The sequence below is a fragment of the Streptomyces sp. ADI96-02 genome (genome assembly GCF_003846185.1).
In the GTDB taxonomy this organism is placed as follows: domain Bacteria; phylum Actinomycetota; class Actinomycetes; order Streptomycetales; family Streptomycetaceae; genus Streptomyces.
Genome location: NZ_ML123034.1, coordinates 203,170 through 216,043, shown reverse-complemented (window position 1 = coordinate 216,043; position 12,874 = coordinate 203,170). Strand labels below are relative to the sequence as shown.

General features: G+C 71.4%; 14 protein-coding genes. 9 read left to right on the top strand and 5 right to left on the bottom strand.

All coding sequences use genetic code 11. The features are described from left to right. Positions 1-188: 188 nt before the first annotated feature. Entirely contained in the window at positions 189-845 is a 657-nt protein-coding gene (locus tag EES43_RS00920; RefSeq protein WP_124266855.1) for a transglycosylase SLT domain-containing protein, read from the bottom strand. 578 nt (positions 846-1,423) lie between these two features. Next, a complete protein-coding gene (locus EES43_RS00915; RefSeq protein WP_124266854.1) occupies positions 1,424-2,560 on the bottom strand; it encodes an aminoglycoside phosphotransferase family protein in 1,137 nt (378 codons plus the stop codon). Between the two features lie 231 nt (positions 2,561-2,791). Here EES43_RS00915 and EES43_RS00910 point away from each other — a divergent pair, with 231 nt between their 5' ends. After that, positions 2,792-4,288 carry a DNA-binding protein NsdB gene (locus EES43_RS00910; RefSeq protein WP_124266853.1) on the top strand — a complete coding sequence of 499 codons (1,497 nt, stop codon included), beginning with the start codon at positions 2,792-2,794 and terminating at the stop codon, positions 4,286-4,288. A gap of 140 nt (positions 4,289-4,428) precedes the next feature. On the opposite strand, the gene EES43_RS00905 is transcribed toward EES43_RS00910, so the two are convergent. Continuing rightward, positions 4,429-5,853 carry a PP2C family protein-serine/threonine phosphatase gene (locus EES43_RS00905; protein WP_124266852.1) on the bottom strand — a complete coding sequence of 475 codons (1,425 nt, stop codon included), beginning with the start codon at positions 5,851-5,853 and terminating at the stop codon, positions 4,429-4,431. Positions 5,854-6,352: 499 nt separating this feature from the next. Here EES43_RS00905 and rpmG point away from each other — a divergent pair, with 499 nt between their 5' ends. Both rpmG and EES43_RS00895 read left to right on the top strand, forming a co-directional pair. After that, complete coding sequence (gene rpmG / locus EES43_RS00900) at positions 6,353-6,517, top strand: 50S ribosomal protein L33 (RefSeq protein WP_124266851.1); 165 nt, start codon at positions 6,353-6,355, stop codon at positions 6,515-6,517. A 91-nt stretch (positions 6,518-6,608) separates the two neighbouring features. After that, positions 6,609-6,869, top strand: a complete 261-nt coding sequence (locus tag EES43_RS00895; RefSeq protein ID WP_124266850.1) for a type B 50S ribosomal protein L31 — start codon at positions 6,609-6,611, stop codon at positions 6,867-6,869. 228 nt (positions 6,870-7,097) lie between these two features. Here the strand turns inward: EES43_RS00895 and EES43_RS00890 are convergent, their stop codons facing one another. Next, positions 7,098-7,760: a YoaK family protein gene (locus EES43_RS00890; RefSeq protein ID WP_164493321.1), complete on the bottom strand. Its 663-nt coding sequence runs from the start codon at positions 7,758-7,760 to the stop codon at positions 7,098-7,100. A gap of 163 nt (positions 7,761-7,923) precedes the next feature. Further along, a complete protein-coding gene (locus tag EES43_RS00885; RefSeq protein WP_124266848.1) occupies positions 7,924-8,424 on the bottom strand; it encodes a tetratricopeptide repeat protein in 501 nt (166 codons plus the stop codon). Between the two features lie 96 nt (positions 8,425-8,520). Between EES43_RS00885 and EES43_RS00880 the strand changes: the two genes are divergently transcribed. The 6 genes from EES43_RS00880 to EES43_RS30455 form a co-directional block, all read left to right on the top strand. Continuing rightward, positions 8,521-9,201 (top strand): VanZ family protein, encoded by a 681-nt coding sequence (locus EES43_RS00880; protein WP_124266847.1) that lies wholly within the window; start codon positions 8,521-8,523, stop codon positions 9,199-9,201. Positions 9,202-9,392: 191 nt separating this feature from the next. Then, complete coding sequence (locus tag EES43_RS00875) at positions 9,393-10,187, top strand: DUF4389 domain-containing protein (protein WP_124266846.1); 795 nt, start codon at positions 9,393-9,395, stop codon at positions 10,185-10,187. 100 nt (positions 10,188-10,287) lie between these two features. Further along, a complete protein-coding gene (locus tag EES43_RS00870) occupies positions 10,288-10,992 on the top strand; it encodes a DUF4230 domain-containing protein (RefSeq protein WP_124266845.1) in 705 nt (234 codons plus the stop codon). Positions 10,993-11,153: 161 nt separating this feature from the next. After that, positions 11,154-11,663: a mycothiol transferase gene (locus EES43_RS00865; RefSeq protein WP_124266844.1), complete on the top strand. Its 510-nt coding sequence runs from the start codon at positions 11,154-11,156 to the stop codon at positions 11,661-11,663. 120 nt (positions 11,664-11,783) lie between these two features. After that, positions 11,784-12,095, top strand: a complete 312-nt coding sequence (locus EES43_RS00860) for a hypothetical protein (protein WP_124266843.1) — start codon at positions 11,784-11,786, stop codon at positions 12,093-12,095. A 199-nt stretch (positions 12,096-12,294) separates the two neighbouring features. Beyond that, the coding region (locus EES43_RS30455) for a hypothetical protein (protein ID WP_164493093.1) at positions 12,295-12,874 on the top strand (580 nt) is incomplete at its 3' end.

Below are 12,874 nucleotides of genomic sequence, written 5' to 3'. Positions count from 1 at the left end.
CCAGAAGCCTCCGCGCGGTGTCCGCGCGGACAGGTGGTGTCCGCGCGAGCACTACCCTTCGGCCATCCGGGGCACGCATGATGTTGATTAGTCACATAAGCACACTCGTGGTGTGGCCTACCCGTAACGCATATGACGCACCATCACCTCGGCTCGGAGTGCGCGCCGCCGTCGGCGCGCCGGGCGGCTCAGTAGGCGGAGTCGACGTTGTCGATCGAGCCGTAGCGGTCCGCCGCGTAGTTGGCGGCGGCGGTGATGTTGGCGACCGGGTCGGTGAGCTTCTTCGGCGTACCGCTGACGTGGTAGGCGTCGAAGGTGGGCTGGATCACCTGGAGGAGGCCCTTGGAGGGCACGCCGTTGCGGGCGTTGATGTCCCAGTCGTTCACGGCGTTCGGGTCGCCGCTGGACTCGCGCATGATGTTGCGGTGCAGGCCCTCGTACGAGCCGGGGATGTTCTTCTTCTCCATGATGTCGAGCGACTCGCGTATCCAGCCGTCGAGGTTGTTCTTGTACTGCTTCGGAGCGGCCTTGCGCTCGGTGGACCGGTTGGCGGCCTGCTTCTCCGTGCGGTCCTTCTCCGCCGCGTCCTTCTCGGCGGTCGCCTCGCGGGTGGCTGCGGCCTTCTTCGCCGCGGTCTCCTCGGCCGCCTTCTTCGCCGCGTCCTTCGCGGTGGGGACGCCGGCGGCGGCGACGGGCTGGACCGCGACGGAGGAGCGGGCCTCCACGGGGCGGGCGTCGCTCTGGCCACCGGTGGCGGCGACGGCGGTGACGGAACCGGCCGCGACGAGCACGGCGGCGGCGAGCTTGTGGGAGCGGGTGATGCGGATGGTGGTGAGGCGGGGCATGCGTGAGCTCTTCCTGATGGGGGACGGGCTGCGCGGCCTGCACGCCGCGTGAGCAGGTACCGAAGGGAATCGGCCGCGGACCGCCGGTCGGCGCTCGTCGCTGGCTCGTACTCGGTGCTTGCCGGGATCCATGGTTAGCGGGGCCCGAGAACCGACGCAATGACCCCGTTTACTACCCGCCATCGTGAGATAGGGCTCTATGACCGCTTTAGGGCGACCGTTGCGGCCTCGCGGAGGGACGGCGTCAACGATCGGAGGTCGTAGGTGACGTGGGTCTCGTGGCATGCCTCACCCGCGGCGGCCCCCGACGCGGCGCACAGTCACCGCACGGACACGCTCCGGCCCCCGGCGGAGGACGCGCGAAGGGGCGCGGCGGACCGGGAGCACCGGCCCTGCCACGCCCCTGAACTCCCTTCCCGACCTCCCTCAGCACAACAGCGCGCCGCGGGCCCGGTGTGTCGGCACCGGTCCCGCAGCGCGCTTCCCCCTCACCATGGTCGATCCGCCGGGGGACGATCGATCCCGGGCCGCTCCTCGTCACCCTCCGGGCGCGGCCCCGTTCCCCGGCGTCAGCCCGCTCAGCGCGTGCCGACCGCAGCCCGTACGGCCCGGCGCGCCATCGCGCAGTCGTCGTGCAGCCGGCGCAGCAGCAGCCGCTGCTCCTCGCCGGAGGAGAGCGCGCCCGGCCGCTCCTGACCCGCGCCCGGCGAGGACGCCTCACGCATGCTGCGCTGCACCGCCGTCTCGTAGTTGCGGATCTCGCGCGTCAGAACCAGCATCAGGTTCACCAGGAACGCGTCCCGTGCGGCCGGTCCCCGCGCCTGTGCCAGCTGGCTGATCTGGCGCCGCGCCACCGGGGCGTCGCCGAGCACCGCCCACAGCGTCGCGAGGTCGTAACCCGGCAGGTACCAGCCCGCGTGCTCCCAGTCGACCAGCACCGGTCCGGTGGGCGAGAGCAGGATGTTGGAGAGCAGCGCGTCACCGTGGCAGAACTGCCCCATGCCTCCCCGCCCGCCCGCGTGCGCCAGCCCGTGCAGCAGCTTCTGGAGATCGCCGAGGTCGCGGTCGGTGAACAGCCCGAGCTCGTGATAGCGCGAGATGCGCGAGGCGTAGTCCAGCGGCGCCTCGAACAGGCCGGGCGGCGGACGCCAGGCGTTCACCCGGCTGATCGCGCTCAGCGCCGCCCGCAGGTCGGCCCGCGGCGGAGCCTCGGCCGGATGCCGGGTCAGAGCGGCCACCCGGCCGGGCATCCGCTCGATCACCAGGGTGCAGTTCTCCGGATCCGCCGCGATCAGCCGGGGCACCCGAACCGGGGGGCGGTGCCGGACGAACGCGCGGTACGCCGCTATTTCGTGCCGGAACCGTTCCGTCCAGGCGGGCGAGTGGTCCAGTAAGCACTTCGCCACGGCCGTTGCCCGGCCGGCCGCGCCGACGATCAACACCGACCGGCCGCTGCGCCGCAGCACCTGGACGGGGTTGAACTCGGGGCAGATGCGCTGCACGGAGGCGATGGCCATCCGCACCTGCGCCCCCTGGGGCCCGGACAGGTCGATGCGTCCGCTGAGCGGTCCCGCGCCCGGTCCCGCCGCCCGCCGGGTCCGGCCCAGAGCCTGCGCCGGTGCGCCGGCGTGGGGGGCGAGATACGGTCCGCCGCCCGTCCCCAGAGGACGGAGCGGCCGGGGCGGGGCGGACACGGAGGACGATGCTGTGTACATGGGCGAGACAGATCCCTTCGCGCGCCGACAGGTTGCGTGCGCCAACCCGACCGACGGCCGTTCGGCACCCTGGGGAGTACCGAGGGCTGCCGGGCGGGGTGGCGCTTTCCTACCTGACACCGGACCGCGGGTGGCAGACCATCTGGCGCACCCTGGCGAACCCTGGCGAATAGTCACTCCGCATCTGACAGGGGGTTAGTGTCAAGTCAGCCGAGAACCTGGGGGCTTGACGTGACCGGAGAACCCAACACCCGCCTTTCTGACCTGTTCGGCCTGGCCGGCTGGTCCAAGGGCGAACTCGCGAGAATGGTGAACCGGCAGGCGGCGGCCATGGGCCATCCGCAGCTGGCCACCGACACCTCGCGGGTCAGGCGCTGGATCGACATGGGGGAGTCCCCGCGCGATCCCGTGCCCGGAGTGCTGGCTGCCCTGTTCACCGAGCGGCTCGGCCGTGTCGTGACCATCGAGGACCTCGGGTTCGGCCGACGCGGGCGTGTGGGTAAGCGGCGTGACTCAGGGACGGAACACCACCCCGATCAACTGCCGTGGGCGCCCAAGCGGACGGCAGCGGTCCTCACCGAATTCACGGGAATGGACCTCATGCTCAACCGACGCGGCTTGGTGGAGGCGGGCGCCGCGCTCGCCGCCGGCTCCGCCATCACCGGACCCATGTACGATTGGCTGCACAGCGACCCCGCTGCGACGGCCGGCGCACCACGCGCCAACGACTCCATGAACGCCGATCCCGCCGGCTACGACCGGTACGAGGCCGCACCGGTCGGCTCCGAGGAGATCGAGGCCCTGGAGCACTCGGTCGAGGTGTTCCGCGCCTGGGACGCCTCACGCGGCGGAGGGCTCCAGCGCAAGGCGGTCGTGGGCCAGCTCAACGAGGTGGGCGGCATGCTCGCCTACCACCACCCCGACCACCTCCAGCGCCGTCTGTGGGGCGTGGCCGCCAACCTCGCCGTCCTCGCGGGCTGGATGTCGCACGACGTCGGCCTCGAACCCACCGCCCAGAAGTACTTCGTGATCGCCGCCCACGCGGCCCGCGAGGGCGGCGACCGACCGCGCGCGGGCGAGGCGCTCTCCCGCGCGGCACGCCAGATGGTGCACCTGGGACGGCCCGACGACGCGCTGGACCTGATGAAGCTCGCCAGGTCCGGCTCGGGCGAGGAGAACCTGCCCCGGACGCAGGCGATGCTGCACACCATCGAGGCATGGGCGCAGGCGGCCATGGGCCACGGCCAGGCGATGCGGCGCACGCTCGGCGAGGCCGAGGAGCTGTTCGTGTCGGACCGCGGCGACGGGCCGTCGCCGAGCTGGATGCAGATGTTCGACGAGGCCGACCTGCGCGGGATGCAGGCACTGGCCTTCCGCACCCTGGCCGAGCACGACTCCAGCGCCGCGGTCATCGCCCAGCGCCACGCCAAGGAGGCGCTGGAGCTGCGGGTCAACGGCCGGCAGCGGTCGAAGATCTTCGACTACATCTCGCTCGCCTCGGCCTGCTTCATCGCCGACGATCCCGAACAGGCCGACCGCTACGCCCGCCTGGCGCTGGTGTCGATGGGGGAGACCTCCTCGCACCGCACCTGGGACCGGCTGCGCGAGATGTACCGCCTCACCGGCCGGTTCTCGGGCAACCCCGGCATCCAGGATCTGCGCGAGGAGATCGAACGATCGCTGCCGCAACGGCCGGCCGCGAAGAAGGTCCCGGACCAGCGGACCTGAACCGGCCCCCGATCCGGGCTCGCGCGCACCCCGCGTCGAGGCCTCGCAGCGGGTGCAGCCCGCGCCGTGTCGTGACGCCGTCCGTGCGGCGGGCGGCGAACCCTCCTGTGCGCAGGCGCTTCCGCATGCCCCGAACCGGCTCACCCGCCGAACCGGGCGACCAGCACGCACGCGTCGTCCAGGCGCTCCGACCCGCCGAACTCCTCGACGACGGACCGGACGCACTCCTGTGCCGTACGGGCACGGGCGAAGCGGGGAGCCAGCCCCAGCAGGGCCTCCGGACCCGCGCCCCGGTCGCTGCGCCGCGTCAGGCCGTCGGTGTGGAGCACCAGTACGTCACCGGGGAGCAGGCGTACCTCGTCCTGCTCGAAGGCGACCTCGGAGGCGGCGCCGAGCAGCACCCCGTCCGGCGGGGGAAGGAGCCGACCCGTTCCGTCGCGGAAGAGCAGTGGTGCGGGATGCCCGGCCTGCGACCACGAGAGGATGCCGGTGGCCGGATCGAAGCGGCAGCACAGGGCGCTGCCCAGCGCCGGCTGGATCGACGATTCGAGCAGTTGGTTGAGGTGGCCCATCAGTGCGCCCGGCTCGATCCCGGCGACCGCCATGCCGCGCAGGGCGCCGAGCAGCATGGCCATGGCGGAGGTGGCGGGGATGCCGTGGCCGGCCAGGTCGCCGACGCTCAGCAGCGTGCGGCCGTCCGGCAGTTCCATCGCGTCGTACCAGTCGCCGCCGATCAGACCGCTGGACCGGGAGGGGAGGTAGTGGGCGGCGATGTCCAGCGCGCCGGGGCCCTGGCGCGGCAGGCGCAGCGAACCGCGCCACGGCGGCAGGACGGCCTCCTGGAGTTCCACGGCCATCCGGTGCTCGGTGCGCTCGATGTGCTCCTCGTGGCGCACCGAGTCCTGGCTCCGGCTCACGGCCTCCTCACCGCGGCGCAGCTCGCTGACGTCCCGCAGGACCGCCCACATGGAGGCGGTGCGGCCGTGGGCGTCGAGAACCGGCTCGCCCGTCATGTGCACGGTGCGCAGCCGGCGGTCGGGCCGCACGATCCGGAACTCCCCGTCCATCGGCCGGCCGTCCACGAGGCACCCCGTGACCATGGAGGTGAGCAGCGGCTGGTCCTCGGGCAGCAGGACGGAGGGCATCTCGTCCAGTGACAGCGGCTCCGATTCGCGGGGCCGGCCGAGGATCTCGTAGAGCTCCTTCGACCAGCTGACCTCGTCGGTGAGGAGGTTCCACTCGGCGCTGCCCACCCGGCTCGGCGGCGAGGCATCGAGGGGAGCGGCAGCCCGCCGGCGGTCGGGGGCGGTGCCCGTGGACCGCTGCTCCGGCAGGCCCGCCCTGAGCTGGCTCAGATGCGCGCCGAGGTTGTCCAGGTGGTGGACGGCGAGCTCGCACAGGGCGCGCTGCCAGCGCAGCTGGGCGTTCTCCTCGTCGGTGACGGCGTCCCGCCGCACGGCGTCCACGTCCCCGCGCAGTCGGTGCGCTCGGTGGATCAAGGCGTCGACGGCATCGTGCGCGGGTTGCTGTGGTGCGGGGCGGTCCGCGAACAGATGGGACGGCATCTCGTACTCCGATACAGGCGCGGCTCGGCCGGTTCTGAGGGGGGTGGGCCGCTTCCGACTTTCGCACAGCCTCGCGGAGCCCGTAAGGGATTTGGCGACACTCGATACGTTGTTGCTTCTGGCATATGCCATGGGCTCGATGGTGAGGTGATATCCCGAACAGGCTTGCGGGTGAAGGAGATTGACGGAGTGTCCGAACAGTGAAGGCCCTGACGGGCTGCGGTGCTCCGGCCGGGATGTCCCGGTTCGGCCCTGCGGGCGACGGAGGCGGAAGGTGTGTCCGGGGTCGTGAGCGTTTTCGAAGGATGGGCTTGGGGTGGACGGCCGGAGCGCGCTCGCCGAAGTGTCCCGCTCCCTCGGGCGAGCGGTCGTGGTCGGGCGTCCTGCCGGGGCGTCCGGGCCGGGAATGCCGACGGGGCCGACCGTGTTATCCGACCAGAACGAAAACGAATCCCGTTCCTGTTAAGGGGCCGGGACCCCGGAACAACGGGAGGCGCCCATGGCACGCAGTGAACTCAGGCCGATCGTGACCCTCCGGTCGACCGCCGGAACGGGCCGGAGCTATGTGACCCGCAAGAACCGCCGCAACACCCCCGACCGGCTGGAGCTGCGCAAGTTCGACTCCGCCGCCGGACAGCACGTGCTGTTCCGCGAGACCCGCTGAACGAGCCGTTTCCGCGAGATGGCCGACCGGGCCGCTCTGCCCGGCGCCCGCGAACGCCACCGCCGCACGGCGATGAGGAAGGAACGCATCCATGAAGCCCCGTATCCACCCCGAATCGCGTCCCGTCGTCTTCCGTGACCGGGTCGCGGGCACGTCCTTCCTGACCCGTTCGACCGCTGATTCCGGCGAGCGGGTGACGTGGGAGGACGGCAACACCTACCCCGTCATCGACGTGGAGACCTCGTCCGCGAGCCATCCGTTTTACACGGGTGGTCGCCAGGTGCTCGACACGGCCGGACGCGTCGAGAAGTTCCGCCGCCGCTACGGCGACGGTGGGACGCCGGAGAGCTGACCGGAGGTCGGGGCGGACGCCGAGTGGGTCCACCGGAAGGGGAGGGCGGGATTCCGTGCCGTGGATCACATCGGCGGCCCGCCGTCGCCGGGAACACCGACCAGTGGTTTATCGTTCATCTATACGTGGACGTGAAGGGAACAGTGTCCCCGGGCCTCACCTCTCGCCCATGGGGAAGATCGTTCGGCTGAAGCCCCATGGAGCCCTTCGCCAGGAGGCGACCGCCCTTCACGGCCACCCTTGAGCCGCCCCGGCTGGATTCCCCCGATCCGGCCGGGGCTTCCCCGTGTCCCGCCGCGGCCGACGGCGGCCCGCCTCTTCGAGAGCCAGCGCGCACGCCGCCAGGACCACCGGACCCACCGCGGCGCCCGGACTCCACCACCGCTGCGTCAGCCCGGCCAGCAGCGCCCCGGCGACCACCGCGACCAGCCGGCCCGTCAGCCACCCGTCCCCGGCCCGCAGCTCCCGCTCGGCCACCCGCCGGGCGAGCGAGGTCAGCGTGCCGGTGAAGTAGTTCGTCGGCGTTCCCCCGATACGGGCCTGCACCCCCATCGCCACCGACACCAGAGCGAGCAGCCCGATCCGGTCGCCGTACGACGGGACCAGGTCCAGTCCCCACAGGACCGCCGCCGCGCCGAGCAGGACGGTCTCGACGCGCAGCAGCACCCGGAGCCGCAGGCCCAGCCGCCCGGCCAGCACCGCGCCTGCGGCGACCCCGGCGGCGTACGCTCCCAGCGCGGCCACCACCTTCAGCGCCACCCCGTTCTCACCCGCGCCGGCTGCCGAGGCGCCGAGCAGCACCAGATTCCCGGTCATCACCCCCGCGAAGACCTCACCCACGCACAGGAAGACGAACGCGTCCGCCGCGCCCGAGGCCGCCGACAACAACAGCGGCCCCCACTCACCGCGCCGCCGGACACCGTGGTCCCGGGGAGCGGGCGAGGAGGGACCGGTGGGGGAGGAGGGCGCGGAGGGGGAGTGCACGGGTGCATTGTCGGCGCGGGCCGCCCCGTACGTGCGCGCGACCGGCCGCACGGCGCGCCGCGCCCCGCCGTCAGGCGGTGGCGCGCAGATCCTTCGCGTAGTGGGCGATCGCCTGCCGGTACCGCCGCACATGCTCGTCGTCGCTGGTCGCCGCCACCAGCTCCAGCAGCAGCCGCATGGACTCGTCGTGCTCACCGATGTTGAACAGTGCCATCGACAGGAACGTCCGCAGAGCGCCGTCGTCCGGAAACTCCTCCACCCCGCGGCGCAGCGTCTCCACCGACTGCCCGTAACGCCCCAGCACCCGGTACGTACTGCCCAGGCCGAGCAGTGCGCCGCGCCGGTCCTCCGCGCCGAGACCGGCGCCCGCCAGGCTGCGTTCGTAGTACGGCACGGCCTCCGTCTCCAGGCCCAGGACGTCATGGACGCATGCGGTCCGGTACGCGACTTCGGCGTCGTCGGGGAACCGGGTGGTCAGCGCCAGCAGCCGCTCGCGCGCCTCCTCGGGCCGCCCTCCGGTGCGCAGCCGCTCCGCCTCGGCCAGCCGGTCCTTCTTCTCACGTGCGTTCATGCGCCCATCGTCGCAGGCGGCGGCGGAAGGCCGGACGTATTCCCGCCGGGCGTCCCGCACGGGTGTGTTCCGGTCCGTCGGGGGCATTCGACCGCCATGACTGCAGAGGCTGACTCCCGCCAGGGACAGGGAACATGGGCGCGGCTGCTGATGCGCGTCGCGGTGCTGACGGTGGTGCTGCTGGGACTGGTGGCGTTCTCCGTCTTTCTGGCCAGGGTGACGCTCACGCCGTCACCGGCCTCCGAGGACCTCGTGACATCGAACCTGCAACCCGGCCGTTCGCTGCGCGAGTACGCCGAGGACTACACCTTCCTCGCCGCGTGCAAGCAGGCGGGCGGCAACCTCCTGCTCGGTGTCCCGTTCGGGCTCCTGCTGCCCTTCATCGTGTCGCGGCGCCTGCGGATGATCCGTCTGACGCTGCTGACGGCGGTCGTCATGATCGTCGTCGAGCTGATCCAGGGCGCCCTGGTCGTGGGGCGCGCCTTCGACGTGGACGACGTCATCCTCAACACGTCGGGCGCGCTCCTCGGCTACCTGCTGCTGGGCCGCCGGATCAGCCACCGCTACTACGTGTACGCCGACGCGCCGCGGCCGGAGCCCGTGCCCACGGCCGCGCCGGAGGCCGAACCGAAGCCGGAAACGAAGCCGGAAACGAAGCCGGAACCGGCGCGCGGGAACGGAGCGAAGACACTCACCGGGAAGCAGGCGGCCGGAACGAGTACCGGGCCCGCCCCCGGCCGCGCACACACCGTGCTCGACCGCTTCCGCAGGCGCTGAAGGACGCCTCAGCAGTGCTGAGGACGCCCCCGGGGCTGACGCCTCGCGCCGGCTCCGCGGCCCGAACGGGTGACCCGAACTCCTGGGCACCCGTTCGGGCCGCGGCCGTTTGCGGGGGCGGCGGCCCGGCCGCAGCGTGAGGGGACGTCCTGCGCGCGGACGCCGCACGGACCCTGCCGAGGAGGTGCGACATGGCCGAAGGCCAGTGGAGCCCGGGCCGCGAGGAGAGGGACGCGGACGAGTTCAGACCGGTTCTGGACATCGTCGAGCCGGACCGTCAACGACGGCTGACGGTCCTGGTACGGCTGCTCCTGCTGATCCCGCAGTTCGTCGTGCTCTTCTTCCTGCACATCGCGGCGCTGGTCACCGTCGTCGTCGGCTGGTTCGCCGCGCTGGTGCTGGGCCGGCTGCCCGGTTTTGTCTTCCGGTTCCTCACCGGGTTCCTCGGCTACGACATGCGCGTGTCCGCGAGCGAGATGCTGCTGATCGACCGCTACCCGCCCTTCGCGCTCACCCCGTCGCCCGACTTCCCGGTCCAGGCCGAGACGCGGGCCACCGCGCTCAACCGGCTCGCCGTCCTGTTCCGCGTCTTCCTGATGATCCCGGCGGCGGTCGTGCAGAGCCTGGCGCTGTACGGGTGGTGGGTCCTCGCCTTCGTGTGGTGGCTGATCACGCTGGCCCTGGGCCGGATGCCGCGGCCCCTGTTCGAGGCGACGGCGGCCACCCTGCGCTACCGGATGCGGTTCTCCGCGTACGCGATGATGCTCACCCCCGCCTATCCCAAGGGGCTCTTCGGGGACGACGACGCGGTCGCGGCCACCGGGGACCGGCCCCGCTCTGCCACCCGCCCCCTGGTCATGAGCAGCGCCGCGAAGTGGCTCGTGGTCCTGTTCCTCGTGCTCGGCCTGGCCGCGAACCTCACCACCTCGGTGACCACCTCGTCGCACGACGACACGGTCGAGACCTCGGGCTCCGGAGCGCGCTGAACAGCGCGACCCGGCCCGCGCGACGGCCCGAGCCCAGCCGAACCGGCTTGTTTTCCGGGGGAGATGGACTGAAAACGCGTCGGCGGGTCACACGCTGGTCATGACGTCCAGCGACGTAACCACGGAAACAGCCCCGCACAGCGGCGGCAAGCGCGAAACCCGTCCCGGACGGGGCCTGCTGAAGGCCGTCGGCATCGGCGCGGCCGTACTGGCCCTGCTGTTCGCCGGCAGCCGCCTCAGCCTGCTTCCGGGCCTGGACGACTTCTTCGGGGAGGAGACGCACGACCGGTCGGGCCCCGCCGTCCTCAAGTCGATCCAGGACATGAGCACGTACGAGGCCGCGTCGGGCAACTTCCAGGTCGTCGTCGACCTGGAGAAGGACGCGAAGTTCCTGCCCGACGCCGTGCGCGGAACCCGCACGCTGTTCGTCGGCGCCGGCACCGTCGGGGCCTCCGTCGACCTGGGGAAGGTCGGCGAGAAGGGGGTCGTGGTGAACGACGACCGCACGGCCGCCGAGATCCGGCTGCCGCACGCGGCCCTCGGCAAGCCCGCCCTGGACCCGGACCGTTCGTACGCCGTCTCCAAGCAGCGCGGCCTCCTCGACCGCCTCGGCGACCTCTTCTCCGACAACCCGAGCAGCGAGCAGGCCGTCAACCAGCTCGCCGTCCGGCACATCGGCGAGGCGGCGAAGGAGAGCGGGCTGACGGCCCGCGCCGAGAAGAACACGGCCGACATGCTCAAGGGCCTGCTTAGCTCCCTCGGCTTCGAACGCGTCACGGTCCGCTACGGCGACGACCGGGGCTGAGGCCGTTCCGCGAGAGGCGCCGTCGAGCCGTCAGCCGCCGCCCGAACGGCCGGGCCCGGCGAGGCGGACGCGTGGACGGCCGGCGCCCTCGACGCGCACCCGCTGCCCCTGCCCGCCGTGTCCGTCGCCCACATCTTCGAGGGGTGGGCGAAGCTGGGGGAATGAACAGCGCAGACATCCTGGTCGAGGCGTTCGGCCGGATCAAGGAAACGGTGCACGCGGCGGTGGAAGGGCTCTCGGCCGACGACCTCAGCGCCCGGCTCGACGCCGGGGCGAACTCGATCGCCTGGCTGGTCTGGCACCTCACCCGCATCCAGGACGACCACATCGCCGACGTCGCCGGAAGAGACCAGATCTGGCTCACCGAGGGCTGGGCGGACCGCTTCGGCCTTCCCTTCGAGGACGCCGACACCGGATACGGGCATGGCGACGACGACGTGGCCGCGGTGCGCGTGGACTCCGCCGAACCGCTCCTCGGCTACTACGACGCCGTCCACGACCAGACCCTCGGCTACCTGGGCCGCCTCGGCGGCCTCGCGCTCGACCGGATCGTGGACGACAGGTGGTCGCCGCCGGTCACCCTCGGTGCCCGGCTGATCAGCGTCCTCGCCGAAGACCTCCAGCACGCGGGCCAGGCGGCCTTCGTCCGCGGGGCGCTGGAGCGCCGCTGACGCCCTCACCAGGGCCGTCCCGAGCGCACACCGGTCCATCCGTGCATCACCCTATCGGCGGTGCCATACTCGAAAGTGGGCCGCTAGAGCGACTTGTCCTTGTCCGAAAGGCCACATCTCATGAGCTGGGCATCGTGGACGACCAGAGGTGTCTTCGCGGGAACCGGCGGAGTCCGGAGCGTTGAAGCGGGCATCCTGAGCGGTGACCTCACCGTGCACACCACGTGGATCGAGGGGCAGGCGTCGGTGGCCGTCCAGTACAGCGGCTCCACCGACTGGTTCACGCTGGAGGGCAGCCCTGTGCCGTGCGCGTCCGAGGAGGAGAGCCGGTCCTTCCACCAGATGGTGGTCGAAGCGGTGCGCTCCGGAGCGGGCGCCACGGTACCTCTCGCCGACGCCCACCGGGCGGCTCCGCCGGCCCCCGCCGAATAACGGGCGCTGGGTCTGCCGGCCCATGGCGGCGAGGTACACGCAGCATGCAGGTCAGCGGGTGCGATGCGCGCGTGGAATTCATCCCGGAACCGGGGCGGCTTTAGGGATCGTCCCCAGGGGGACCCGTGGTGGCGCGTGAGAGCGTGAAGTCGGACCAAGCCAGCGCCCGCGCGCTCCGACCGCGAAAGGTTCTCCCCCCATGAAGACAGGTGCCATCCTCATTCTGGCCTCCGCTGTGGCCGCCTCTGTCGTGGCGCTGCCAGGGACGCAGGCCCAGGCAAGCGACAACGAAGAAAACCTGGAACGGATTCAGCTCGAAGTGCAGAACCAGACGTCCGAGAAGATGCACATCGATTTCGGATACTCGGCCGACAGGGAAAAAGGGCGCACGGATTCCAAGGAAGTGAACGGTGTCCCCAAGGCCCCCGACGGCGGCTTCGACGTTGATGGGGGTGGCCTCTCCGGCGGCTACGGCATTTCTTACGTTCCGTCGGTGGATGCGCAAAACGGATCGAACGCTCGGTACATTTTCGAAAACTACTTCAATATTCAGGCATCGTCGGTCGACGCCAGGCACCGAAAGGGCCAAGCGACACTGGAGCACGACGGCGAATTCAAGTACAGCTGGGGAAGTTCGTCCAAGCAGTTCCCCACGAAGCTGGCCAGGGAGTCCGGAGATCCGTACAAGCTCTCGCTCACGGATGTCGGCAACCCGGCGAAGGGTTTCGACAAGAAGTACCGAGTCACCGTGTCCGCCGACAACGTCTACGAGGGAAACG